A 24,653-nucleotide genomic window follows, 5' to 3' on the forward strand; every position below is an offset into this window, starting at 1 on the left:
GCTGCGCTAATCCGACCTACGTCAGATTCCCCATGACCGCTTGCATTGGTAGGTCGGGTTAGCCGGCACGGCGTAACCCGACATGAAGCGTCGCGCGGGCATGTCAGTCCACGCAGTGACCGTTACAGCTCGTCGAGCGAATACAGTCGGCGGTGTTCGCGGATCGCGTAGCGATCCGTCATGCCGGCGATATAGTCGGCGATCTTGCGCGCCTGCTTGGTCACATCATCGCCATTGACCTGATAGTCGGGCGGCAGCAGGGCCGGTTCGGCCATGAAGCTGTCGTACAGTTCGCGCACGATGCGGCTCGCCTTGACCCGCATGCGGTTGACCTGGTAGTGGCGGTACAGGTTCGCTCTTAAAAAGCGTTTCAGGTCCGTCGCGTCACGACGCATGGCATCCGAAAAACGGATCAGCGGAGCACTGGCGCGTACTTCGTTCACATCGCGCGGCGCCGCATCAAGAATCAAGGCATTCGAGGTGACGATCAAATCGTCGGCCAGGGCCGTGATCAATCGGCGCAGGGTTTCGTAGATGGCGCGCCGGCCCGACAGGCCTGGAAACGCCTGCTGCACCTCGCGCCACAGGCGGCCAAAGAATTCCACCTCTTCCAGCTGGGCGATGGTGATCAGGCCCGAACGCAGGCCGTCGTCGATATCGTGGCTGTTGTAGGCGATTTCATCGGCCAGATTGGTCAGCTGCGCTTCCAGCGTCGGTTGCGTGCGGTCGATGAAGCGCTGGGCCACAGGGCCCAGTTCGCGCGCATGCGCCAGCGAACAGTGTTTCAATATGCCTTCGCGCGTCTCGAACATCAGGTTCAAGCCATCGAAGGCGCCGTAGTGCTCTTCCAGCGTGTCGACCACGCGCAGGCTTTGCAAGTTGTGCTCGAAGCCGCCGTGCGCCTGCATGCATTCATTGAGCACGTCCTGGCCCACGTGGCCGAATGGCGTGTGGCCCAGGTCATGCGCGAGCGCGATGGCTTCGACCAGATCTTCATTCAGGCGCAGGTTGCGCGCGATGGAGCGGCCCACCTGCGCCACTTCCAGGCTGTGCGTCAGGCGCGTGCGGAACAGGTCTCCCTCGTGATTGAGGAAAACCTGCGTCTTGTATTCGAGGCGGCGGAAGGCCGAGGAATGGATGATGCGGTCGCGGTCGCGCTGGAACTGGCTGCGCGAGGCGTGCGCCGCCTCGGCAAAGCGACGTCCCTGCCCCTGTGCCGAATGGGCTGCATAGGGGGCCAGGAAGTCTTCGGGCAGCATTTTATTGCACTCCGGCGGCCAGCGTGGCCAGCACCAGTTCATGCGGTGCCGACGTGATGCACGGGCTGCCCAGCGGTTTCAACAGGATGAACTTGATGGCGCCGCCCTCGTTCTTCTTGTCCACTTCCATCAGTTCCAGCCAGCGCGCGACACCGAGGTCCGGCGCCTTGACGGGCAAGCCGGCGGCGGCGACGAGTTTGCGCAAGCGCTCCACGGCCGCCTGGTCGATATACCCCATGCGGCAGGACAGGTCGGCCGCCATCACCATGCCGCAGCCGACGGCTTCGCCGTGCAGCCAGTGGCCGTAGCCCAGGCCAGCTTCAATGGCGTGGCCGAAGGTGTGGCCGAAGTTCAGGATGGCGCGCAAGCCGCCTTCGCGCTCGTCCTGGCGTACCACGTCGGCCTTGATTTCGCACGAGCGGGCAATCGCATATGCCAAAGCGCCCTTGTCGCGCGCCATCAGCTTGGCCATGTTCGCCTCGATCCAGTCGAAGAAGGCGGCATCGATGATGGCGCCATGCTTGATCACTTCGGCCAGGCCGGCCGACAGCTCGCGCGCCGGCAGGGTTTCCAGGGTCGAGGTGTCGGCGATCACGGCGCGCGGCTGATAAAACGCGCCGATCATGTTCTTGCCCAGCGGGTGGTTGATGCCCGTCTTGCCGCCGACGGAGGAATCGACCTGCGCCAGCAAGGTGGTAGGCACCTGCACGAAGCCGATGCCGCGCATGTAACTGGCCGCCGCATAGCCGGTCAGGTCGCCGATCACGCCGCCGCCCAGCGCCACCAGGGTAGTCTTGCGGTCGCATTTATTGGCCAGCAGCGCGTCGAAGATCTGCATCAGGCTGGCCCAGTTTTTATATTCTTCGCCGTCCGGCAGGACGATGCAGATCACTTCGCGGCCATCGCTGGCCAGCGCTGCCTGCAGGCGGCCCAGGTACAGCGGCGCGACGGTGGTATTGGTGACGATGGCCACCTTGTGGCCGCTGATATGGCGCAGCAGCGCATCGGCGTCGGCCAGCAGGCCGGGACCGATGGCGATCGGATAACTGCGTTCGTCGAGATCTACGCTCAACAACATTTTGGATTGCTCGTTCATCGAAGGCTCTGCATGAATGACGCAGTTGGGCGAAGCCTCGCATTCGAGGCTGGCCAGCTGCATCAGGATGGTCTGAACCATCGATTGTACGTTAGGACGGCCCGTATCGATGACAATGTCAGCCACTTCCATGTAGTGGGGCTCGCGCTGCGACGTCAATTCTTCCAGCTTGCGGCGCGGGTCGGCCGTCTGCAGCAGCGGACGATTCTTGTCATGGCTGGTGCGCGCCAGGATGTTGCTGACGCTGGCGCGCAGATACACGACCGTGCCCCGTTCCTTCAGGTAGGCGCGGCTGTCGGCATTGAGGATGGCCCCGCCGCCGGTGGCCATGACGATGCCTTCCTGGGCGCTCAAGTCGCGAATGACCTCGGCCTCGCGCCGGCGAAAGCTGGCCTCGCCCTCGATTTCAAAGATCCACGGGATGGTCGCTCCCGTGCGTGCCTCGATTTCGTGGTCGGAATCGACAAAGCGCAAGCCCAGCTTGCGGGCCAGGATGCGCCCGATGGTGGTTTTGCCTGCGCCCATGAGGCCTACTAAAAACAGATTTTGCATGTGCTGCGACAGTTAATTTGGATTACGACAATCAGTGGCTTGCCCATACGGACTAATGACGCCTGGAGGTGAAACATCCACGCGGTTAAAGTCCGTAGCCAGCCCCGGAAGCAAAGTGTAACCGACATAAGTTGCCTCCGTCCCGGAACTATTGCCACGAATCGTCAATTCGACGTCCAGCCAGTTGGCTCTGTCGCGTGGATAAGTCAGGGTGACGATCGCCGTTCCCGAGCTGTCGGTCTTGCCGCCGGTCGACAGATTGAGCGGAATGCCCGGGTCGAGACGGCCATTGAGGTTGAAGTCGTTATTCGGATTGAAGGTGCCGCTGCGGTCCCGGTCTTCATTGTCACAGGCGTTCGCGGTCCTCACGACTATCCACGACTGGGCAACCAGGGAATATTGCAAATAACCCTTGTAATAATAGCGGGGCCAGGCAGCGGCCGTGATGATCACGTCCGGCACGGGATTACCGGCGGCATCCGTCACAAACACACTATACGTCTTGCGGTAGGTGCTGCTGTCGGAGGCGTCGAGCGCGTTACCGCTGCCGGCGCTGATGAACAGCGATTTTTTCGTCACCGTCAGCTTGACCGTGGCTGCATTGCTCGACACGCCCTGCAGTTGCGCCTTGACAACGACGCCGTCGACACCAGTGGTAGCCTGCCCCGCAATATAGCTGACAGTGGCCACGCCATCGCTGTCGGTGGTAACCAGCGAAGGCGAACTCAGGGAACCATTGCTGGCATCGGCCTGGATCGAGAAGCTCACCTGTGCATTCTTGACCAGATTGTTTTCCGCCGTGCCATCGCGCACGATGGCACGCAAGGCGCTGCGCTGCGCCGTGCTGCCGGCCGTATTGGCGCCGATGACCGCCGGGTCGGCTTGCAGGCTGATCGTGGCCTGGACCGTCAATGGCGCAACGAACTCCACTTCCGACTGCACCGAGACGCCGCTGTCTTCGTACTTCGCCGTGAGGGCGGTCAAGCCGGCGCCGCTGGCCTTCACGTAGGCAATGGCATTGCCGCCCACCAGCGCCAGCGGTGCCTGCAATGGCGTACCGCAGGCGGCGTCCTGGTACATGGCGCCGCGCGACGTGCTGAAACGCACATTGCCCGTTTGTGGCACACCAGCCACATCGCTATGCACCGTCACCGCATAACAGGTATTCGTGTTCAGGGTCGCTAACGCAACATTGCTGCCCGATACGGCATTGATCGTGAAGTTCGATGCATTAATTGCAATTGGCAACACGACGCTGTCACCCTGCGCCTTGACGCTGATGCTGTCGCTGCTGCCCGTCTGGGCGTTGTAGCTCAACACCAACTGGCCGTTGTTGTCAGTCAATGCGGGACTGGCGCCGCCGCCCTTGACCGTGATGGCATTGCTGCGGGCGCTGAATGTCACCGGCTTGCCCACCAGGGGATTGCCGCTGGAATCGACCAGCTTGACCACCATGTCAGTGCTCGTCTTCAGGTTCACCGTCGAAAAGGCACTGATGACCAGCCGGGTGCCGCTGACGCCGATGTCCGTGCGGGCCGTTTGCGCGCCTGCGCTGGCCGTGACCTTGATCGTGCGCAAACTGGCATCGCCACCCGTATTCAGGCTGACCTGTGCCTGTCCCTGCGCATTGGTATTGACCTTGGTCGCGCCCAGCGCGCCCGAATCGGCGCTGAACGTCACGCTGGCATTGGGCACGACGGCATTGTTGGCATCCTTCACAAAAGCGATGACATTGACAGCGGTACCACCGGACGAAGCAAGCGTGCCGCCGGAAGACGTCAGCAACAAGCTGGCAATGCCGGAGGTGACGGGCACCACTTTCACCACCACGGGAGCCGATTCAACGCCACCGCTGCTGGCCTTGATGGTGATGTCGCGCAAGCTCGCATCGCCTTTCACGCTGAGTTTTTCCGTCACCGTGCCATTGGCATCCGTCACGCGGTTGGTATTGCTGATGACGCCGGAACTGGCGGTGAAGGTCACCGTCTGGCCTGTCATGGCATTATTGCCGGGATTTTTCACCACGGCCGTCAGCACGACTTCCGTGCCGTCCGCCCCCGATGCAACGATCGTCGTGGCGCCAGCCACCAGTACCACACTGCCAACGCCGGCATTCGCGCCATCCTTGACGCCCAGGGTCGGATCACCGCCACCGCCGCCACAGGCGGCCAGCACAGTGCTCAAGACCAGCAAAGCCAGCCAATTCAATGCCCTACTCCAAGAAGTATTGCCTAAAGAAAAATTCCGCATAGTCGCCATCAGTCCGCTTTCGTTTGCATTGTTACTTAAACGTAAAGATGTGACATTAACGTGTTGCTGGCCGATCTGCCACTATTTTCGGCGTAATAAACACCATCAGTTCCGTTTTTTCTTGACTGCGGCCCGTGCTGCGGAAAAAAACACCGAGCACGGGGATGTCGCCCAGCAGCGGCACCTTGCTGTCCGTACCCCGTTCGGACTGCTGATAAATGCCCCCCAGCACCACCGTGCCGCCGTCTTCCACCATCACTTGCGTACGCACGTGCTTGGTGTCGATGGCGAAGCCGGAACGCGTTTCCTGGCCCACGCTATCCTTGTTGACGTCCACTTCCAGCACCACGTTGCCGTCCGGGGTGATCTGCGGCGTGACCTCCAGGCGCAGGTTCGCCTTGCGGAACGTGATCGAGGTGGCACCGCTGCTGGTGGCCACCTGGTACGGCAATTCGATGCCCTGCTCGATCAGCGCCAGCACCTTGTCGGCCGTCACCACGCGCGGGCTGGAAATGATCTTGCCCCTGCCATCGGCTTCCAATGCGGACAATTCCAGGTTCAAGAAGCGGTTGGCGGCCGCCGAAAACAGGCTCAGGGCGAAGCTGGCCGGTTGCAAGCCATTGATGCTGGCGGCAGGCAAGTTGACGAATTGCGTGTTCGGCACGAAGGCGCCGCTGCCTGCCACCGTTTGCCCCGTCGCCTCGCCCACGCCCTGATACGTGCCGCCGATGGCCGCGCGGCGCCCGCTGCCGCCCAGGGAAAAACCGGGCAACTGGCCCGCTGCCAGGCGCTGGTCCGTAAAACCCAGGCGCGCGCCCAGGTTGCGGCTGAAACTGTCATTCGCCTCGACGATGCGCGCCTCGATCATCACTTGCCGCGTGGCAATATCTGTCTTGGCGATCAGCTGACGGATCTGCTCCAGGCGCGCCGGCACGTCGGTGACGAACAACTGATTCGTGCGCGGCTCGATCAGCACGCTGCCACGGCGCGACAGCAGCCGGCTGCGCCCTTCCCCCGCATCGAGGCCGAACACGCTGCGGAACGCTTCCGCCTTCTGGTAGTTGAGCTGGAAGATGCTTGATTGCAAGGGTTCCAGTTCCGCGATCTGGGCGCGCGCTTCGAGCTCCAGTTTTTCGCGCGCCAGCATTTCCTCGCGCGGCGCGATCCACAGGACGTTGCCATTGCGCCGCATGTCCAGCCCCTTCGCCTGCAGCAGCACGTCGAGCGCCTGGTCCCACGGCAAGTTGCGCAGGCGCAGCGTCAGGTTGCCCGTCACGCTGTCGCTGGCGATGATGTTTTGCCCCGATGCGTCGGCCAGGATGTGCAGGGCCGCGCGCACGCCCACGTTCTGGAAATCGACGGAGATTTTCTCGCCCGCATACAGGCGCGGCGCCGTCACCTGCACCACGGCCTCGTCCCCGGCCAGGGCGGCGCCAGGCAGCAATAGCCAACACATGAAACACATCCACACAGACGGCTTCATGGCGTGGCCTCCGGCGCACTGGCCCTGGCGTCACCCGGCTTTTGCAGGGACAGGCTGCCATGCCGCTCGCGCCACCCGCCGCCCGCTTCCGGCAGCAACTCTTTGTACTGCAGCGCCTGTTCGCTGATCTGCGTGACCCGGCCGTGGTCTGGCCCCAGATACTGGCCCACCGCCACCCGGTACACGCGCTGGCCCGCCAGCAGCAGCGCGCTCAGGCGCCCTTCCTGTTGCACACTGCCCACCATGCTGATGGCCGGCAAGGCGACGCTTTCCAGCGGCTCGCGCACACGGCCCGGGTCGGGTCCGGCCACGCTGCCATGCTGAGCCGGCGCGATTGCCGCCGGCAAGGCGCCAAAAGGGTCGGCCAGGGCGGCGGCGGCGTACGGCTGCGGCGCGACAGCGGCGAGCGGGCGCCATGCCGCAGCGGGTGCGGCCGCCTGGGGCGTCAAAGCCGCTTGCGCCGCCCGCTCCACCGCGTCGGGCAAGCGATACGCCTGCAGCACGGCATCGAGGGTCAGCAAGCGATCCTTGCCCAGGGTCAAGGCCAGCTCATGCACCGTAACGATGCGCGGCAGGCGCGCCAGGTCCCCCAGCAACGCGCCCATGGCGTGATAGCCGCCGCGCAACTGGATGGCGATCGGCAAGGCGACATACGGCGTTTGCGGCCGGGCCGCGCCCGGCTTGAACAGCGAAAATTGCAGGCCCCGCGACTGGCCTGCGGCGTTAATGTCCGTCAATAGCACCGCCATCGCCTGCTGGTCGGGCAATTGCTGTTCCAGCTGGGCCAGCTCGGCGCCAGCCTGGCGCCGCTGCGCACGCCACTGCGGCAACTGGCTCGCCCTGGCCTGCGCCGCCAGATACCCGGCGCGCAAGCGGCCCTCCTCGCCTTGCGCCACCTGCACGGCGGCCATCAGTCCCTCCAGCCAGATGGCGTGCAGCAGCGCAGCCACCAGCGTACCGGCCAGGGTGGCGCATGCGAGGCGCGCGGGTAGCGGCCACAGCGAAGCGGTCTTCAAGCTCAGCATGATCAACCTCCACGACTAAGATTGCCCAGCGGGTGCCAACGCCAGCCGTATCGTCCATTCCACGGCGCCCTCTGACGCGCCGCGCACTTCAATCACTTCCGGGCGGGACCAAGGCGCGGCCTGCTCCAGCGCCAGCAGCAGTGCCGCGACCTTCTCCTGCGCGACGGCATGCCCTTGCAGACGCACCAGCGCCGTTTCCTGGTGCACACTGTGCAAGGCCACGCCGGCCGGCATCGCCTGGGCCAGCACATCCAGCATGCGCACCCAGGCATGGCGTTGCGCTTGTAATTTGGCAATGGCCTGCTGGCGCAGCAGCAGCGCCGCCATCTCGCCCTGCACCCGCTTGCCGGAGACGAGGACGGCATTCACCTGCTGCATGGCATGGCGCCAGCCCTCCTGGCGACGCAGTTGCGCGTCGCGCTGGTGTTGCAGCCAGGCGCCTGCCGCCAGGGCCAACAGCAATCCCAGCATCGCCCCACCGGCCAGTTGCCACAGCAGCAGCTGACTGCGCCGGCGCCGTGCCGCCTGCCGATGCGGCAACAGGTTGATGCCTGGCACTTGTGCCACGGCCGTCATCGCGCGTACCGGTGCATGGCCAGGCCCCAGGCCAGCTGATAACTGAGGCCGCCGTCCGGCAAGGCTTGCCAGCCACCCTGCGCGAGTGCCGCCTGCAGGGCCAGCGCCTCGCTATCCATGACGATGGGCGTCAAGCCAGCCGCCATGGCCGCATCGAGGCGGCGCTGCACGCTGGCGCGCCGCGCCGCCACCAGCAGCACCTCGATCTCCGTGCCCGTCTGGCCCGCAAGCGGCGGCGCGGGGCCAAGAATGAAAAAATCCAGGCTGGCGTCTTCCAGTGCAAACGGCATGTATTGGGCCGCCTCCAGCTCCACCAGGATTTCCAGCTGTTCCTCCGGCAAGCCGGCGGGCAGGCGGATCGCATGCGTGATCAAGGCCGTGGCCGGCATGGCCAGCGCCACGCGGGTGCAGCCGCTGCCACTGTTGCGGCATGCCAGGCGCACGGCGCTGGCCAGGCCCTGCGGATCTTCGACATGACCTTCCAGCATCACGCCTGCCGGCAGCGCGGCGCTGCCGCAATGCCGGCATGACAGTTTCCCCCGCCGGCGCCTCAACTCGACCACGCGCACGCCATCGTCCGCCATGTCGACGCCCAGCAAGCCGATGCCAAGAACACTGCGGATGGATATGTTTTTCATAGAGAAACGTCAGCGTGGAAGGGGTTGCTGCCATCGGCAAGCCTAGTCCTGGCAGCGCTGGCTTGTAAACGGATTTCACGCTGGTGTCTGCGGCGCGCGGCGTCTATCTGGCCCGGCCGTGATCTGGCGCAGAATAATTGTTACCAAATCCTGGTTGCCAGCGGGCCAATACACGCTTATATAGAGTATCGACAAGTTTCAACACTCCCCCGGCAAGCGCCACAGCGCGCTGCCACCCCGGCAAGCTCGCTTATAATTGGCCGGCATAATTAACCGAAAGACATACGACGCATGACATCTTCAAACTCCGCTGGCTCCGCTGGCTCGAAGCCGCCCACCAAGGGCAGCAAACCCAAACGTTTCCTGATGATGGCCCTGGTATCGCTGCTGGGCCTGGGCATCGTCGGCGTCTTGCTGGTGGTCTTTGGCCTGGCCATGGCCTATCCGAACCTGCCGGCGCTCGATACCTTGACCGATTACAAGCCAAAGATGCCGCTGCGCGTGTTCACGTCCGACAGTGTGCTGATCGGCGAATTTGGCGAAGAGCGACGCAACATGGTGCACATCAAGGATATTCCCGATGTCATGAAGAAAGCCGTGCTGGCCATCGAAGATGACCGCTTCTATGAACATGGCGGCGTCGACTATCTGGGCATCACGCGCGCGGCCCTGCACAACCTGACGGGCGGCGCCAAGCAAGGCGCCTCGACCATCACGCAACAGGTGGCGCGCAATTTCTTCCTGTCCAGCGAACAGACCTTGAAACGCAAGGCGTATGAAGTCTTGCTGGCATGGAAGATCGAGAAAAACCTCAGCAAGGACCAGATCCTCGAAGTGTATATGAACCAGATTTATCTGGGACAGCGCGCCTACGGCTTCGCCTCGGCCGCGCAAATCTATTTCGGCAAGAATATCCAGGATCTCACCGTGGCCGAAGCGGCCATGCTGGCCGGCTTGCCGAAAGCGCCGTCGGCCTACAACCCCGTCGTCAATCCGAAACGCGCGCGCATGCGCCAGCAATACATTCTGCAGCGCATGGCGCAGCTGGGCTACATCACCCCGGCGCAGTTCGAAGAAGCGAAAAATGAAGAGCTGAAAGTGAAGACCGACAGCAACGCCTTCGGCGTGCACGCGGAATACGTGTCGGAAATGGCGCGCCAGCTGGTCTACGAGCAATTCAAGGAAGACACGTACACGCGCGGTCTGAACGTCTACACCACCATCACCAAGGCCGACCAGGACGCCGCCTACATCGCCTTGCGCAAGGGCGTGATGGATTACGAGAAACGCCACGGCTACCGCGGCCCGGAAGCCTACATCGAGATTCCGAAAACCAAAGCCGAAGCGGACGACGCCATCGAGACGGAGCTGGCCGACCACCCGGACAGCGACGACATCATCGCCGCCATGGTGCTGCAGGCATCGCCCAAATCGTTGCAGGCAGTCACGTCGGCCGGCGAAGAAATCACCATTACCGGCCCCGGCCTGACCTTCGGCGCGGCCTGGCTGTCGGAAAAAGCGGCGCCGAACCGCCGCATCAAGCGCGGCGCCGTGATCCGCGTCATGCAGGAAAACAACGCCTGGGTCTTGACGCAGATGCCGGAAGTGCAATCGGCGTTCGTCTCGGCCAGCACCACGGACGGCGCCATCCGCGCCATGGTGGGCGGCTTCGATTACAACCGCAACAAGTTCAACCACGTCACGCAGGCATGGCGCCAGCCCGGTTCGGCCTTCAAGCCCTTCATCTATTCCGCTTCGCTGGAACGGGGCCTGTCGCCAGCGACCATCATCAACGATGCGCCGATCTCGTTCGACGCGGGCCAGACGGGCGGTCAGGCGTGGGAACCGAAGAACTACGACAGCAAATACGATGGTCCGATGACCATGCGCAAGGGCTTGATGAAATCGAAAAACATGATTTCCATCCGCATCCTGCACAAGATCGGCGCCAAGTATGGCCAGGAATACGCGACGCGCTTCGGCTTTGATGCGGACAAGAACCCGCCGTACCTGACCCTGGCCCTGGGCGCCGGTAACGTGACACCGCTGCAGATGGCGGGCGCCTACGCCGTGTTCGCCAACGGCGGCTACAAGATCAACCCCTACCTGATCGCCAAGGTGACCGATAGCGATGGCAATATCCTGTCGCAAGCCAAGCCGGACCTGGCGGGCGAGGAAGCCAACAGAGTCATCGACGAGCGCAATGCCTTCATGATGAACAGCATGCTCAACGATGTCGTGCGCTTCGGCACGGCGAACAAGGCCATGGCCTTGAAGCGCCCTGACCTGGCCGGCAAGACGGGCACCACCAACGATTCCATCGATGCCTGGTTCGCCGGCTACCAGGCCAAGCTGGTGGGCATCGCCTGGATCGGCTACGACCAGCCGCGCAACCTGGGCAACCGGGAAACGGGCGGCGGCCTGGCCTTGCCGATTTGGATCAGCTACATGGCGAAGGCATTGAAAAGCATTCCCGTCGAGGAACGCGCCGTGCCGGAAGGCCTGATCCGCGTGGGCGACGAGTATTACTATGCGGAAAATCCGCCGGGCACGGGCGTAGGCAGCCTGGAAGGCGCGGCGCGCGGCACGCCGGAGGAAGAAAAAGCCAAGGAAGCTGTGAAGAACGAGTTGTTCTGACAGCAATTTCGTGGATCGGGTAGGTCGGATTAGCGGCGAAGCCGCGTAATCCGACACCACCTCGGCGCTAACAATGTTGTCGGATTACGCGCTTGCGCGCTAATCCGACCTACGTTTCAGCCATAAAAAAGGGCAACCCATGCGGGCTGCCCTTTTTTATTGCCGCGGCGAAAAGCTTATTTCAGGACCACCGTCGCGCCCGCCTGCTCGCTGGCCATGCCGGACAAGGCGGCAAACAGTTCCGAGCCGTCGCGCGTGTTGAGCCATTCATCGCCCACGCGCTTGTAATGAAAACCGCCGGAACGGGCGGCCACCCACATTTCGCGCATGGGGGCCTGGCTATTGACGATGATTTTCGTGCCGTTGTCGATGAATTCGATTTCCAGCACATTGCCGCTGCGGCTGCATTCGACGTCGAGCACGTCTTCATCGTTCAGCCGGTCCAGCGCCGTGGCGATCTGGGTCAGGGTGGCTTCGGCCAAGGCCAGGAATTCCGATTCGCTCATGCTACACTCCAAAGATCTTAATCAAACCGTGATTCTAATCGTGAAGTCATCCTCAGCGTTTTATATCGGCACCGCCATTGTGGTTTCCAGCATCCTGGCCGGCTGCGGCCAGCCCGGCGCCCTGTACTTGCCCAAGCCGCCAGCGGCCAAAGGCGCGCCAGCCAAGGGCCCCGTCGAACCGGCCCCCGTGCCGCCGCCACCGGTCATCGTGCCAGTCACCTAAACGGAGCGCACCGGGGTGGCTGCCTGCGCCGCCCTGCTACTTTTGACGCGCTTGTTCCAGGCGAAAATCACGCGTATTAGCAGCAGTAGCACGACGATACAGCCGAACAGGATCGGTTGCGCGAAATTATGCTTGCCCGCCTTCATCCACCAGAAATGCAGGATGCCCAGCGGCGCGATGATGTAGATCAGCCGGTGCAGCCACTGCCAGCGCTTGCCACCGAGGCGCTTGACCATGCCATTCGTGCTCGTCACGGCCAACGGAATGAGCAAGACGAAGGCGATGAAACCCACCGTGATGAAGGGCCGCTTGAGCACATCCTTCCACATTTCCTGCACATCAAAAAAGTGATCGAACCATAAAAACGTGGTGAAGTGCAGCGCCGCGTAGAAAAACGCGAACAGGCCCAGCATGCGGCGCAGCTTGATCAGCCAATTCCATTGCGTGAACCGGCGCAAGGGCGTCACTGCCAGGCTGATGCAGATAAAATACAGGGTCCAGTCGCCCGTGCCGCGCGTGATGAATTCCAGCGGCTCCACCAGTTGCCCCGTGTACGTCAGCCAGACCATGCGGGCAAACGGCAGCAGCGCCAGCAAAAAGATCAGGCTTTTGAACAGCGACAATTGTCTCGGCGTGGGGTTGAGGGCCATGATCTTTCCTTAAAAGAACTTCTTCAGATCCATGCCCGCGTACAAGGAAGCGACATCGTTGTAGCCATTGAACATCAGGGTCTTGCGCTTGCGCGTGAGAAAGCCGTCTTCGCCGATGCGCCGCTCGGAAGCTTGCGACCAGCGCGGATGATCGACGTTCGGGTTCACATTCGAGTAAAAACCGTATTCGGACGGCGCCGACAGGTTCCACGACGTGCGCGGCTGTTCCTTGACGAAACGGATCTTGACGATGGATTTGGCGGATTTGAAACCATATTTCCACGGCAAGACCATGCGCACGGGTGCGCCATTCTGGTTCGGCAAGGTTTCGCCATACATGCCCAGGGTCAGCAGTGCCAGCGGATGGTTCGCTTCATCGATGCGCAAGCCTTCCGTATACGGCCACTGCAGCACGCGGCTACCCACGCCCGGCATCTGCTTCTTGTCGGCCAGGGTGATGAATTCCACGTACTTGGCATTGCCCGTCGGCTCGACCTTCTTGATGATTTCCGAGAAGGAATAGCCGACCCACGGGATGACCATCGACCAGCCTTCCACGCAGCGCAGCCGGTAGACGCGCTCTTCCAGCGGCGCCAGTTTTAACAGCGCATCGAGATCGAGGGTCATCGGTTTCTTGACCTCGCCTTCGATGCTGACCGTCCACGGCCGCGTGCGCAAGGTGCCCGCGTTTTGCGCAGGGTCGCTCTTGTCCGTACCGAATTCGTAGAAATTGTTGTAGCTGGTGGCGTCTTTATAGGCCGTCTGCTTTTCCAGCGCCGAATAGGCGGGATTGAGCTTGCCAGCCAGCTTGGGATTGGTGCCTTGCGCGAACGCTTCGCGGCTGGCCATTTCCAGCAGGGCTGCGCTGGACACGGAGCCCAGGGCCACTTGCTTGATGAAGCTGCGGCGCGATTCAAACACGGCGCGCGGCGTGATTTCGGAAGAAAACGGCAACTCAATGCCGTTGGGACTGCGCTTGATCAACATGGCGGCTCCGGAAAAAGGTGATTGGATATACCTTACACCAGTTTTTCCGGGCCGTTCATGACGCTTCTGTCATGCAAAAATCAATTACAGTTTGCCGTAAGAATGCAGGCCGGAGAGGAACATATTCACGCCCAGGAAGGCAAACGTCGTCACCAGCAAGCCCACCAGCGCCCACCACGACGCGACGCGGCCGCGCAAGCCCGTCATCAATCGCATGTGCAGCCAGGCTGCATAGTTGAGCCAGACGATCAGCGCCCACGTTTCTTTCGGATCCCACGACCAGTAGCCGCCCCACGCTTCGGCCGCCCACAGGGCGCCCAGGATGGTCGCTACCGTGAAGAAAGCAAAGCCCACGGAAATGGCCTTGTACATGACGTCGTCGAGCACTTCCAGCGACGGCAGGCGGTCGACCAGGTAGCCGCTCGATTTGAGCAGATACGCCGCCGCCACCATGGCCGACAGGGCGAACGTGCCGTAGCCGATGAAGTTGGCCGGCACGTGGATCTTCATCCACCAGCTTTGCAGGGCCGGCACCAGCGGCTGGATTTCGGCCGCGTCGCGCGTGACCGTGTACCACATCAGGAACACCACGGCTGCCGAAATGACCAGCATGACGAAGGCGCCCAGCTGGCGCGTCGCATAATGCTGCTCGTAATACAGGTAGAACATGGCCGTGATCAAGGAAAACAGGATGAACACTTCATACAGGTTCGAGACGGGGATGTGGCCCACGTCAGCGCCGATCAGGTAAGACTCGTACCAGCGCACCAGCATGCCCGTCAGGCCCAGCACCACGCCGGCCCAGCACAGCAGGGAACCGACCGACGAGCCGAATTCCGAGCGCGCCACCAGGCCGATCCAGTAGAACAGGGTCGACAGCACGAAAAGCGTGCCCATCCACAGAATGGCGGACTGGCTCGACAAGATGTATTTGAGGAAGAATTTCTGGTTCGCCATCTCAAGGTGGCCCGCGTACAGCTCGATGGCGAACAGCGACAGCACGGCCGCCACGGGGATCAGCCAGCGCACGGGCTTCCAGTACCAGCCCAGCCACGCGAACGTGGGCGCCGCTGCCAGCAGGATAGCCTTTTCATAGATATCCATGAAGGCGCCAAAGCGCATCAGGCCGAACAGGGAGGCGGCCAGCAAGCCGGCGCCATACAGCCAATCGATCAGGCTCAGGCGCTTGAAAAATCCTGGTTCCTGCGTATATATTTGCTTGTTTGCCAATTCCATCATTTTCTCCATTCCCGGCGACGCGCAAGCGTCCCGAAACTCAACCAATCCAACTCAGCGCAGCTTACGCCGATTGCGGCAGCTTTGCCTTCAAAGTCTCAAATTCTTTTTCAAAATCCAAGGTCTTGCGCTGCGTGCTCATGGCCATCAGCGCTTCGCTGCCGCCTTCGCCATCCTTGATCCACACCCACAGGCGGCGCTCGCGGATATAAAACATGGAAAACACGCCGATCACGAGGAACAGGCAACCGAGGTACACCACGCTCTTGCCCGGCGAACGCGTCACCTGCAGCACGGACGCCTTGATCTCCGTGAACTCGTCGAGCTGCAGATACACGGGCGCGCCATAGAAGAAGCTGTCGGACAGCGCATTCGTGGCCAGTTGCAGGAAGCGGCCGTGCTTGTCATCGGCCTCGATGGCTTTCAAGCCATCCTGGGCGCGCGCAGCCTGCCACAAGTCCCACAGGCTGCCGTTGAGAATTTTCATGAAGATATCGGCCGCTTTTTCTTGCTCGGCCGCAGGAACTTTTTCCAGGAAACGCGAAATGGCGAGGAAACCACCCTCTTGCCCATTGCCGGCAAAGATGCCCAGGCTTTTCGCCGCCGATTCCTGCAACTGGCCGCGCAGGGCTTCCGCGTTCGCCTGCGGCATGGCGCGCGCCGCATAGCGCGCGGCAGCCTGCTGGCGCAGCGCCGGATCTTGCAGCGCGGCACGCAAACGCATCCATTCCGTCACGCTGTAATTGTCATCGACGGGAATGCGCAGATAGCTGAACGGGTCGCTGGGGTTGACGCGCATGCCGGCCAGAAACACCGTCGTGCCATCCACGGTGACGGGCTGCATGTAATTCTGGTACTCGCGCGCCTGGCCCGTCTTGTCGCGCAATTTGTATTGCACCGAGGGGCCCACATTCTTGAGATCCTTGTTGTTCGCATTTTTCGCGGCCGAACCGAGGCGCTTGTCCAGGCCCACGGCAAATTTATCGTTGAAACTTTCCGCCTTGCTGACGGCGCGCACATCCTGGCCGGCGCTGAGGTTTTCCACGTTGAAGGGGCGGAAGCCCGACCATTCCACCGTGTAGGAATTGCCATCGCTGCGCTCGAGCGGCGTGCTGCCGCCCACTTCGCCGCCGATATCGAAGCGTTTTGTCGTCTTGCCCGTCATGGGAAAACCCGTCAACTTGAGCTTGCTGCCGCCATCCTCAAAGCTGGACTGGTACAGGGCCAGGCCCTTGTACAGCAGCGGCTGGTTGACTTTGATGGTTGCCGGGAAACTTTCACCCGTGACATGGTCGGTGATGACGACATCGCTGGCAAACAGCTTGGGCATGCCGGTGCTGTAGAAATCGATGTGGAATTTTTTCAGCAAAATCGTGATCGGCAGATCCTGGATCAGCACGCCATCGGCCTGGGGAATGATGGCCGTGTTGCTCGACGAGCCTTCCGGGATCATGGTGTTGCCACGGAAAGTAGGATTTGACAGGCTCAAACGGTGCTGGGCGGGAATGTCGGCAATCACGCCGCTGCCGGAAAATGGCGTCTTGCCAAAAAACCATTGCTGTACGCGGATCGGCATTTCCGAGTCGAGCAAGCCGCCCACGCAGATGATGACGATGGCGCCGTGGGCAAAGATATAGCCCCATTTATTGGCCGCGCCGCGCTTGGCCGCCACCAGGGTGGCGTTGTCCTTCTCGACCACCTTGGCCGCATAGCCGCTGTCTTTCAGGCGCATCACCATCTGCTGCGCCAGCACGGCGCGCGGCAGCGGCGCCTGCCATTCCATCTTGTGATGAAAATTGCGCAACGATTGCTCGCGCACATTGTCGCGCCAGCTGCGCATATCCTTGAGCATCTTCGGCGCATTGCGCACGATGCACAGCGAGGTCGAGGCGACGAGGAAACCCATGATCACCAGGAACCACCAGGCCGAATACACGGAATACAGGCTCAGCTTGTCGAAGACGGCGAACCAGAACGGACCGAACTGGTTCACATAATTGGGCATGGGCTCGTTCTGCTTGAGCACGGTGCCGATGATGGACGCGACGGCGATCAGGGTCAGCAGGCTGATGGCAAAGCGCATCGACGAGACCAGCTCGACGAATTCAGCCAGGCTGCGGCGTTGGGTCTTTAACTCGATTCCGGTCGTGCCTGTGCTCATACGTGGATACTCATACGGGATATGCAATCTTCAAGAAAATGTGGCATGGAGCAGAGTGTTTCTGCGCGCAAGGCGGCAGCATACTCCAGTTTTGGCCCCTGCCATAAAAAAGGGCAGCCTGTTGAGACGGCCGCCCTAGTTCATGCGCGATGGTACGCCTGGCAATCTCTTGCCACTATGAAAACTTACTTCAGGCCGGCGATGTAATCGGCCACGGCGGCAATCTCGTCATCCGACATGCGGGCGGCGATGGTGTGCATTTGCGCGCTGTTCTTGCGGGCATCAGCCTTGGTGCTGCGGAACATCGTCAGCTGGGCCACCGTGTAGTCCTGGTGCTGGCCGGCGATGCGCGGATACTGGACGGGCATGCCATTGCCCGTCGCGCCATGACAGCTGGCGCAGGCAGCAACTTGCTTGGAAGCAATGCCACCACGGTAAATTTTCTTGCCCAGGTCGATCGTATCCTTGTTTTTCGCGGCGCCCGGCTTGGACAGCTGCGCGCCCAGGTAGGCGGCGATATTCTTCTTGTCGGCGTCGCTGAGCATCTTCGCGTACGTCGTCATGACGGGCTGGTTGCGCTCCGGCGTGGTGAAGTCAACCAATTGCTTGTAGATATAGCTTTCATGCTGGCCGGCCAGCTTCGGGTTGACCGTGATGGTCGAGTTGCCGGCCGCACCATGGCAGGACACGCAGGCAGGCAAACCGCGCGCCGCATCGCCATCGGCATACAGGGTAGCGCCCTTGGCGGCATCGGCCTTGACGGCCGGTTTCGGTGCTTCGACCGCGGAAGCAGTTGCCGATACAGCCAGCAAAGCGAGCAGCATGGATTTGAACAACGGTGAAAACGCACGATTCATTCAGGCACCCTGAGACAGTGAGAAATTAGTGGTGGACATTGCCGCGCGCCTGAGATTTTTGATTTATTTTCAGGGCCGCAAGCCGCATCGCTGCTACGCCGGCAACAATTAACAATCCCTTATTGTACAATAGCTTCTTGGCGTTATCGCTCCCTTATCGCTCCATTTTGTTGCTTTACTACTCCCATGTCAAAACTCTGGCAAGCCCGCTTCTTTACGACCGTCAACCAATTGCGTGACCTGCCCGATACCACGGTGCCGGAAATCGCTTTTGCCGGCCGCTCCAATGCCGGTAAATCGACCGCCATCAACATCTTGTGTAATCAGAAAGGCTTGGCGTTCGCCTCCAAGACACCTGGCCGTACCCAGCACATCAACTACTTCTCCATCGGCGGCGCCCACGTGGCGCAGCACCGCAAGGATGCCACCATCGTCGAAGAGATCGAATGTCTGCTGGTCGACTTGCCCGGCTACGGCTACGCGGAAGTGTCGGGCTCGGCCAAACTGCACTGGCAACGCCTGCTGGGCGACTACGTGCAGCGCCGCGAGCAATTGGCGGGCCTGGTCCTGATCATGGATTCGCGCCGTCCGTTCACCGACCTGGACGTCCAGATGCTGGAATGGTTCGCCCCGACGGGTAAACCAATTCACTGCATCCTGACCAAAGTCGATAAGCTCAACCGCAATGAATCCGTGAATGCCTTGCGTCAGGCGAAAGCCAAGCTCGACAGCTATGTGGACGAAGACGGCATCGGCTTCCCGTTCACCGTGCAACTGTTCTCGGCCTTGAAACGTGTCGGCATCGACGAAGCCAATGACAAGATCATGGAACTGGCCGGCATCAGCGAAGATGGCGCGGCCCAGATGGTCGAGCTGATCGAGATGGAAGACGACGTGGAAGCGGCGCCGGGCACCGAATCGGATAAACCGGCCTGAGCATCATCAGCGCCGTATGACAAAAAGGCTGCCCGGTCACACCGCGCAGCCTTTTTAATTTTTAGCGCCGTCCCGGACGCTTCTCGGAAAAGAATTCCTGACGCAGGAAGGCAGTCAGCTCAGCCGTGTCTTCCACGCGGGCGCTGAGGTTGACGTTACGCCCCAGGCGCCGCGATTCCCAGACGAAGTCGCCCGGCTTTTCGGCACGGATCAACTGGATCATCTTCTTGATGATGGCCGATTCGATATCGGGTTCATTGCCCAGTTCGACTTTTTCCTGCTTCAGCCAATTGCGCTTGAAGTTGCCATTCCAGCCCTTGAACTTGACTTCGGCACTGAACGAAGTCTGGTTGACGATGGAAAACACGCCGCCCGAATCCTCGCGGTCGCTGCCCGAATTGCGCCCCTGTGCGCCGGCGATATTCGCCTTGGCCACGCGCATGGCGCGGTCGTTCTCGCTTTCTTCGGCCGGCGGCGTGGGGTTCTGCGCCTGACGCTGCTTGCGGCGCTGCTCGATCATCGAGCTCATGTCTTCAGCTGGCGGCGGCGGCAACGGCACTTTCGATACCAGCGGCGGCGTGAAGGTTTCCAGTTTCGGCTTGTCGCGCGGCACGTCCTTGGTCACCACGCGCTTGCTCGGCGCCGGCGGCGGTTTCACCTTGGCCACTTTCGTGTCCTTCGGCTTGGGCGTGGGTTTCGGTTGCGGCTTCGGTTGCGGCTTGTCCTTCAGGGGCGCGATGTAGACCATCGCGCTTTCCTTCTTCGGCGGCGGGATCTTTTCGATCGTGTCGCTGCGCAACAGGACATACGCCGCCAGCAGCACGTGCAGCAAGACGGACACGCCGAGCACAACCTTGCGCGTGGTGCTGGTCCTGGACCCGTAGGCCGGCAGTGGCTGGATCACTTGCCCACAGGTGGGGCAAACATCGGAATCGGCAGCCAGCAAATGGGTCGTGTCATGCAAAATGAATCGTGCTTTCTGTGTAGCGAAGAAATAACATTACAGGGCAGCCATAGTGCCAGAGTCCCTTGCTTTTGGGAACACTTCCTCGGCCTTTCCAACCCGAAGCGTACAGGATAGCGACATTCCTTGCAGCGCTGACCAGAGTACCCGAGCCGTCCCTTGATGGTTGTTACCGTATGTATCACGGCCCATACAAAACCGGCGCCCCATTCACGCAGGAATGGGGCGCCGGTCACGGGTCAACGGATCAACGGGCAACGCAAGCGCTCAAGCCTTGTTGTCGAGTGCCACCAGTTGCTCGTCCGTCACCGGCCCCGTGCCGCTGTACTTGTCCAGGAACAAATAGATGACGGGGGTGATGAACAGGGTAATCACTTGCGAAAACAGCAATCCACCGACCACGGCCAGGCCCAGCGGCTGGCGCAGCTCGGCGCCGGCGCCCAGGCCCAGGGCGATGGGCAAGGCGCCCATCAGGGCCGCCGCCGATGTCATCATGATGGGGCGGAAACGCAGGATGCACGCCTGGCGGATGGCTTCAGGCGGGCTCATGCCCTCATTGCGCTGCGCATGCAGGGCAAAGTCGATCATCATGATGGCGTTTTTCTTGACGATACCGATCAGCATCAAGATGCCGATGATGGCGATCATCGTCAGGTCCATGCCGAACAGGCGCAGGGTCAACAGCGCGCCCACGGCTGCCGACGGCAAGCCGGCCAGGATGGTCAGCGGGTGGATATAGCTTTCATACAGCACGCCGAGCAGCACATAGATCACGGCCAGCGCGGCGATGATGAGGATGATCTGGCTGGACTGCGAATCCTGGAACACGGCCGCATCGCCACCGTAGCGCGTGATGATGGAGGCCGGCAAGCTCATGTCCTTGCCCATCACGTCGATCTTGCCCGTGGCGACACCCAGCGGCACGTCCGGCGCCAGGTTGAAGGAGATCGTTACGGCCTGCAACTGCCCCTGGTGATTCACGGACGTGGGGCCAATCGTGCGTTCCACGTAGGCAATACTCGACAGCTTCACCAGTTCGCCCGACTTGCTGCGCACGGACACGCGCGTGAGCGCATCATCATACTGGCGATCCGCCGTGGCCGCTTCCAGGATCACGTAATAGCTCGCTGCCGAAGAATAGATAGTCGACACTTGCCGCTCGCCAAAGGCGCTGTACAGGGCCGTGCGGATATCGGACATTTGCACGCCCAGCAGATTGGCCTTGTCGCGGTCGATCCGCAGGGACGCCTGCAAGCCCTTGATCTGCGAATCGCTGGTGACGTCGCGGAACGCGGGATCGGTGCGCATGCCAGCAATAAACTTCTCCGCCCAGTCATTCAAGGCATCGGGACTGACGCTTTGCAAGGTGTACTGGTAGCGGCTCTTGCTCTGGCGTCCGCCCAGTTGCAAGTTTTGCACGGGACGGAAATACACGGCCATGCCGGGCACGCTACTCGTCGCGCGGCGCAGGTTTTCCAGCACCACCGGCATCTTCGGCCGTTCGCTGCGCGGTTTCAGCACCATGAACATGCGGCCCGTGTTGCCGCCACCGACGAACGAGGTCACATCCTGCACGCTGGGGTCCGCCTTGAGCACGGCCGCCACGCGCGCTTGCAAGTCCTGCAATGCCGCCGAAGAAATATCCTCCGACGCTTCCGTATTCACCTGGATCTGGCCCAGGTCTTCCTCGGGGAAGAAACCCTTCGGAATGGTCGCGTACAGCAGCACCGTCAGCGCAAAGGTACACACGGCAACAAACAACACCACGTTGCGGTGCGCCAGGGCCTTGTCGAGCAGATGCACATAGCCGTTGCGCAACTTCGTGAACCCCGCCTCGAAGTGGCGGCCGATGAAGGACTTTTCGCCATGCGTGGGATCGCTGTCATTGTGTTCGCGCGAGTCGGCCGGCAGGAAGCGGCTGGCCAGCATCGGCACCAGGGTCAGCGACACGATGGCCGAGACGAGGATGGACAGCGAGACGACGACGGCAAACTCGTGAAACAGCAAGCCGATCACGCCCGGCATGAAGAAGATGGGGATGAACACGGCCACCAGCGAGACGGAAATCGAAATGATGGTGAAACCCATTTCCTTGGCGCCCACGAGAGCCGCCTGGATCGGTTTCTTGCCCATCTCGATATGGCGCACGATGTTTTCCAGCACCACGATGGCATCGTCGACCACCAGGCCCACGGCCAGGGTGATACCCAGCAGGGAGATATTGTCGAGGCTGTAGCCGAGCCAGTACAGCAGGGCCAGCGCACCGAGCAGGGAAATCGGCATGGTGACGGCGGGAATGAAAGTGGCGGCCGCGCGGTGCAGGAACAAAAAGATCACCAGCACCACCAGGATCACCGTCAGGGCCAGGGTCAGATTGACGTCGTGGATCGCTTCGCGGATCGAGACGGAACGGTCATTGACCAGGCTGATCTGAATGGAAGCGGGCAATTGCGCCTTGAAACCGGGCAAGAGTTTGCGTACGGCATCGACCACTTGCACCGTGTTCGCATCCGGTTGGCGCTGCACCAGCAAGGTGATCGAGCGCTCGCCATTGAAACTGCCGGCCGTCTTGGTTGACTGGAAACTGTCTTCCACTTCGGCCACTTCCTTCAGCCGCACGGGCTGGCCATTGCGCGTGGCGACGATGAGTTCGGCAAAATCGGCCGCCTTCATCATCTGCGGGTTGCCCTGGATGGTCAGCGTCTGGCTGGGGCCGTCGAGGATGCCCAGCGGCGAATTCGTGTTCGAAGCGCGCAGGGCCTGGGCCAGCTCGTCCATCGTCAGGTTGCGCGCGTTCATCAGGTCGGCACGGGCGCGCACGCGCACGGCGAAGCGTTTCTGGCCATTCACGCTGACCTGGGCCACGCCAGGCAAGGTCGACAGGCTGGGCGCAATCAGGTTTTCCGCATAATCATTCAGATCCGACAAGTTCAGCGATGGCGACGTCATCTGGATGAACAGCACCGGCGCATCGGCCGGATTGACTTTGCGGTAGGACGGCAAGTCCGTCATTTCCGTCGGCAACTGGCGCTGCGCGCGCAGCAGGGCCGCCTGCACATCGACGGCGGCCTCGTTGACATTGATGCTGGCGTCAAACTCCAGGGTCAGCGACGTACTGCCCAGGGTACTCGTCGAGGTGATCAGGCTCAGGCCGGCAATCGTGGAAAACTGCTTTTCCAGCGGCAAGGCCACGGAAGACGCCATGGTCTCGGGGCTGGCGCCGGCCAGGTCGGCGCTGACGTTGATGACGGGCGTGTTATAGCTCGGCAAGGCCGCCACGGGAATGTGGCCATACGCCAGCACGCCGGCCAGAATAATGGAGAGGGACAACAGCACCACCATGACGGGGCGGCGGATGCTCAGTTCGGACAGGTTCATGCTGGCTTGCCCTGCGCTGCGGCGGCGCCATCGGCGGCCTTGTGTTTTTCCGCCAGGCGCACCTTGCCCCCCGGACGCAGGTTCTGCTTGCCGTCGACGATGACTTTTTCGTCGCCGGTCAATCCGGTGACGACGGCATTCGGGCCGAACGCATACACGCGGGCAATCTTGCGCACCTTGGCCGTATGATCGGCTTCCATCGAATACACGAAGATGCCCGTGGTATTGGTGATGATGGCGTTTTGCGGGATGACCAGCGCATCTTTCAAGGTGCGCACCGTCAGCTGCGTATTCACATACTGGCCAGGCCACAGGTCGGTACCGCCATTATTGAAACGGGCCTTGACCTTGATCACGCCCGTGGCGGGATCGACGGCATTGTCGATGAAACTCAGTTTGCCGTCGAGCTGCTTGCCGCCCGCATCGGCCAGCAGCGCCTTGACCGCCACCTCGCCCGCCTTCTGCGCCGCCAGCAAGCCCGACAGACTGCTTTCCGGCAAGGTGAAGACCACATCGATCGGGTCGAGCTGGGTGATGCTGGTGAGCGAAGTAGTCGGCTGCACCAGGCTGCCCGCGTACACATTGATGGCGCCCACGCGGCCCCCCTGCGGCGCGCGCAGGACGGTGTAGCTGGAATCGACCTGGGCGGCGCGCAAGGCGGCCTGGTCGGCGGCCAGCAAGGCGCGTGCCGCGTCGAGCTGGCTTTGCAGGGTATCCACGGCGCCCTGGGCGATGAAGTTCTTGCTCAGCAAATCCTGGCTGCGTTTGAGCTGGCGTTCGAGGTCCAGCACCGAGGCGCGGTCACGCAATACTTGCGCCTGCGCCTTGTCGACATTCGCGTGCTCGCTGCGCGCGTCCAGCGTAAACATCAGTTCGCCCTGTTTGACGAACTGGCCTTCGCGGATGTGCACCTTGGTGATCGTACTGGTCGTCTGTGGATGCAGGTCGACGCTGCTGATGGGCGTCACGCTGCCATTGGCTTGCAGCAGCATCGGCACATCCTGGCGCAGCGGCGCGACCACGCTCACCGTGGTCGGTCCCTGTCCGCCCTTGCCCCCTTTGCCATCCTGCCCACCGGCCGCTTTGCCCGACTGATGATTGAAATACCAGATGCCGCCACCGATACACAGGGCCGCACCCACAAGGATTGCCAGGCTAGTCTTTTTCATTGTTCTGTCACGCTGTCGCAGCGCAGGGCTGCAGGTTGAATGTAGTTGCCAGGGGGGCATAAAGCACAAT

General features: G+C 61.7%; 18 protein-coding genes and 1 pseudogene. 3 read left to right on the plus strand and 16 right to left on the minus strand.

Annotation, left to right across the window (positions count from 1 at the left end):
• Positions 1-122: 122 nt before the first annotated feature.
• The 7 genes and pseudogenes from CLU93_RS09635 to pilM form a co-directional block, all read right to left on the minus strand.
• Positions 123-1,259 carry a deoxyguanosinetriphosphate triphosphohydrolase gene (locus CLU93_RS09635; RefSeq protein WP_099760911.1) on the minus strand — a complete coding sequence of 379 codons (1,137 nt, stop codon included), beginning with the start codon at positions 1,257-1,259 and terminating at the stop codon, positions 123-125.
• Position 1,260: 1 nt separating this feature from the next.
• Positions 1,261-2,880, minus strand: coding sequence for a bifunctional shikimate kinase/3-dehydroquinate synthase AroKB (gene aroKB, locus CLU93_RS09640; protein ID WP_373629838.1), 1,620 nt, complete (start codon positions 2,878-2,880; stop codon positions 1,261-1,263).
• Between the two features lie 39 nt (positions 2,881-2,919).
• Positions 2,920-5,115 carry an Ig-like domain-containing protein gene (locus CLU93_RS09645; protein ID WP_257224920.1) on the minus strand — a complete coding sequence of 732 codons (2,196 nt, stop codon included), beginning with the start codon at positions 5,113-5,115 and terminating at the stop codon, positions 2,920-2,922.
• Between the two features lie 97 nt (positions 5,116-5,212).
• Positions 5,213-6,538, minus strand: a pseudogene (locus CLU93_RS09650) (type IV pilus secretin PilQ); the annotation flags it as partial.
• A gap of 98 nt (positions 6,539-6,636) precedes the next feature.
• Positions 6,637-7,665, minus strand: a complete 1,029-nt coding sequence (locus CLU93_RS09655) for a pilus assembly protein PilP (RefSeq protein WP_099760915.1) — start codon at positions 7,663-7,665, stop codon at positions 6,637-6,639.
• A 15-nt stretch (positions 7,666-7,680) separates the two neighbouring features.
• A complete protein-coding gene (locus CLU93_RS09660; protein ID WP_099760916.1) occupies positions 7,681-8,241 on the minus strand; it encodes a PilN domain-containing protein in 561 nt (186 codons plus the stop codon).
• A complete protein-coding gene (gene pilM / locus CLU93_RS09665; protein ID WP_099760917.1) occupies positions 8,238-8,879 on the minus strand; it encodes a pilus assembly protein PilM in 642 nt (213 codons plus the stop codon). Before pilM ends, CLU93_RS09660 begins: the two co-directional genes overlap by 4 nt.
• A gap of 291 nt (positions 8,880-9,170) precedes the next feature.
• Between pilM and CLU93_RS09670 the strand changes: the two genes are divergently transcribed.
• On the plus strand, positions 9,171-11,516 hold the full coding sequence (locus CLU93_RS09670; RefSeq protein ID WP_099760918.1) for a penicillin-binding protein 1A: 2,346 nt from the start codon (positions 9,171-9,173) through the stop codon (positions 11,514-11,516).
• A 176-nt stretch (positions 11,517-11,692) separates the two neighbouring features.
• Here CLU93_RS09670 and cyaY read toward each other — a convergent pair whose 3' ends face one another.
• Positions 11,693-12,022, minus strand: coding sequence for an iron donor protein CyaY (gene cyaY, locus CLU93_RS09675; RefSeq protein ID WP_099760919.1), 330 nt, complete (start codon positions 12,020-12,022; stop codon positions 11,693-11,695).
• A 40-nt stretch (positions 12,023-12,062) separates the two neighbouring features.
• Here cyaY and lptM point away from each other — a divergent pair, with 40 nt between their 5' ends.
• A complete protein-coding gene (lptM, locus tag CLU93_RS09680) occupies positions 12,063-12,245 on the plus strand; it encodes an LPS translocon maturation chaperone LptM (RefSeq protein WP_099760920.1) in 183 nt (60 codons plus the stop codon).
• Here the strand turns inward: lptM and CLU93_RS09685 are convergent.
• The 5 genes from CLU93_RS09685 to CLU93_RS09705 form a co-directional block, all read right to left on the minus strand.
• Entirely contained in the window at positions 12,242-12,895 is a 654-nt protein-coding gene (locus CLU93_RS09685) for a sulfite oxidase heme-binding subunit YedZ (protein WP_099760921.1), read from the minus strand. The two genes, lptM and CLU93_RS09685, sit on opposite strands and share 4 nt — an antisense overlap.
• A 9-nt stretch (positions 12,896-12,904) precedes the next feature.
• Entirely contained in the window at positions 12,905-13,882 is a 978-nt protein-coding gene (gene msrP, locus CLU93_RS09690; protein WP_099760922.1) for a protein-methionine-sulfoxide reductase catalytic subunit MsrP, read from the minus strand.
• A gap of 84 nt (positions 13,883-13,966) precedes the next feature.
• A complete protein-coding gene (gene ccsB / locus CLU93_RS09695) occupies positions 13,967-15,118 on the minus strand; it encodes a c-type cytochrome biogenesis protein CcsB (RefSeq protein ID WP_034753239.1) in 1,152 nt (383 codons plus the stop codon).
• Between the two features lie 64 nt (positions 15,119-15,182).
• Positions 15,183-17,279 carry a cytochrome c biogenesis protein ResB gene (locus CLU93_RS09700; RefSeq protein WP_099760923.1) on the minus strand — a complete coding sequence of 699 codons (2,097 nt, stop codon included), beginning with the start codon at positions 17,277-17,279 and terminating at the stop codon, positions 15,183-15,185.
• A 185-nt stretch (positions 17,280-17,464) separates the two neighbouring features.
• The gene (locus CLU93_RS09705) at positions 17,465-18,136 is read right to left on the minus strand and encodes a c-type cytochrome (protein ID WP_099760924.1); all 672 of its coding nucleotides are present in this window, start codon (positions 18,134-18,136) and stop codon (positions 17,465-17,467) included.
• Positions 18,137-18,322: 186 nt separating this feature from the next.
• Here CLU93_RS09705 and yihA point away from each other — a divergent pair, with 186 nt between their 5' ends.
• Positions 18,323-19,072 (plus strand): ribosome biogenesis GTP-binding protein YihA/YsxC, encoded by a 750-nt coding sequence (yihA, locus tag CLU93_RS09710; RefSeq protein ID WP_099760925.1) that lies wholly within the window; start codon positions 18,323-18,325, stop codon positions 19,070-19,072.
• 61 nt (positions 19,073-19,133) lie between these two features.
• Here yihA and CLU93_RS09715 read toward each other — a convergent pair whose 3' ends face one another.
• The 3 genes from CLU93_RS09715 to CLU93_RS09725 form a co-directional block, all read right to left on the minus strand.
• Complete coding sequence (locus CLU93_RS09715; protein WP_243420101.1) at positions 19,134-20,036, minus strand: hypothetical protein; 903 nt, start codon at positions 20,034-20,036, stop codon at positions 19,134-19,136.
• Between the two features lie 267 nt (positions 20,037-20,303).
• The gene (locus CLU93_RS09720) at positions 20,304-23,414 is read right to left on the minus strand and encodes an efflux RND transporter permease subunit (protein ID WP_099760926.1); all 3,111 of its coding nucleotides are present in this window, start codon (positions 23,412-23,414) and stop codon (positions 20,304-20,306) included.
• Positions 23,411-24,583 carry an efflux RND transporter periplasmic adaptor subunit gene (locus tag CLU93_RS09725; RefSeq protein ID WP_099760927.1) on the minus strand — a complete coding sequence of 391 codons (1,173 nt, stop codon included), beginning with the start codon at positions 24,581-24,583 and terminating at the stop codon, positions 23,411-23,413. Before CLU93_RS09725 ends, CLU93_RS09720 begins: the two co-directional genes overlap by 4 nt.
• Positions 24,584-24,653 lie beyond the last annotated feature (70 nt).

The organism is Janthinobacterium sp. 35, assembly GCF_002754575.1.
Taxonomy (GTDB): domain Bacteria; phylum Pseudomonadota; class Gammaproteobacteria; order Burkholderiales; family Burkholderiaceae_D; genus Janthinobacterium; species Janthinobacterium tructae.

What these genes read in the sequence shown, in the direction of transcription:
- CLU93_RS09670 (WP_099760918.1), top strand. Translation starts at nt 9,171, where the DNA reads ATGACATCTTCAAACTCCGCTGGCTCCGCTGGCTCGAAGCCGCCCACC.
- msrP (WP_099760922.1), bottom strand. Translation starts at nt 13,882, where the DNA reads ATGTTGATCAAGCGCAGTCCCAACGGCATTGAGTTGCCGTTTTCTTCC.
- cyaY (WP_099760919.1), bottom strand. Translation starts at nt 12,022, where the DNA reads ATGAGCGAATCGGAATTCCTGGCCTTGGCCGAAGCCACCCTGACCCAG.
- CLU93_RS09700 (WP_099760923.1), bottom strand. Translation starts at nt 17,279, where the DNA reads ATGAGCACAGGCACGACCGGAATCGAGTTAAAGACCCAACGCCGCAGC.
- CLU93_RS09720 (WP_099760926.1), bottom strand. Translation starts at nt 23,414, where the DNA reads ATGAACCTGTCCGAACTGAGCATCCGCCGCCCCGTCATGGTGGTGCTG.
- CLU93_RS09725 (WP_099760927.1), bottom strand. Translation starts at nt 24,583, where the DNA reads ATGAAAAAGACTAGCCTGGCAATCCTTGTGGGTGCGGCCCTGTGTATC.
- aroKB (WP_373629838.1), bottom strand. Translation starts at nt 2,880, where the DNA reads ATGGGCGCAGGCAAAACCACCATCGGGCGCATCCTGGCCCGCAAGCTG.
- CLU93_RS09635 (WP_099760911.1), bottom strand. Translation starts at nt 1,259, where the DNA reads ATGCTGCCCGAAGACTTCCTGGCCCCCTATGCAGCCCATTCGGCACAG.
- CLU93_RS09660 (WP_099760916.1), bottom strand. Translation starts at nt 8,241, where the DNA reads ATGACGGCCGTGGCACAAGTGCCAGGCATCAACCTGTTGCCGCATCGG.
- CLU93_RS09655 (WP_099760915.1), bottom strand. Translation starts at nt 7,665, where the DNA reads ATGCTGAGCTTGAAGACCGCTTCGCTGTGGCCGCTACCCGCGCGCCTC.
- ccsB (WP_034753239.1), bottom strand. Translation starts at nt 15,118, where the DNA reads ATGGAATTGGCAAACAAGCAAATATATACGCAGGAACCAGGATTTTTC.
- CLU93_RS09705 (WP_099760924.1), bottom strand. Translation starts at nt 18,136, where the DNA reads ATGAATCGTGCGTTTTCACCGTTGTTCAAATCCATGCTGCTCGCTTTG.
- CLU93_RS09685 (WP_099760921.1), bottom strand. Translation starts at nt 12,895, where the DNA reads ATGGCCCTCAACCCCACGCCGAGACAATTGTCGCTGTTCAAAAGCCTG.
- pilM (WP_099760917.1), bottom strand. Translation starts at nt 8,879, where the DNA reads ATGAAAAACATATCCATCCGCAGTGTTCTTGGCATCGGCTTGCTGGGC.
- yihA (WP_099760925.1), top strand. Translation starts at nt 18,323, where the DNA reads ATGTCAAAACTCTGGCAAGCCCGCTTCTTTACGACCGTCAACCAATTG.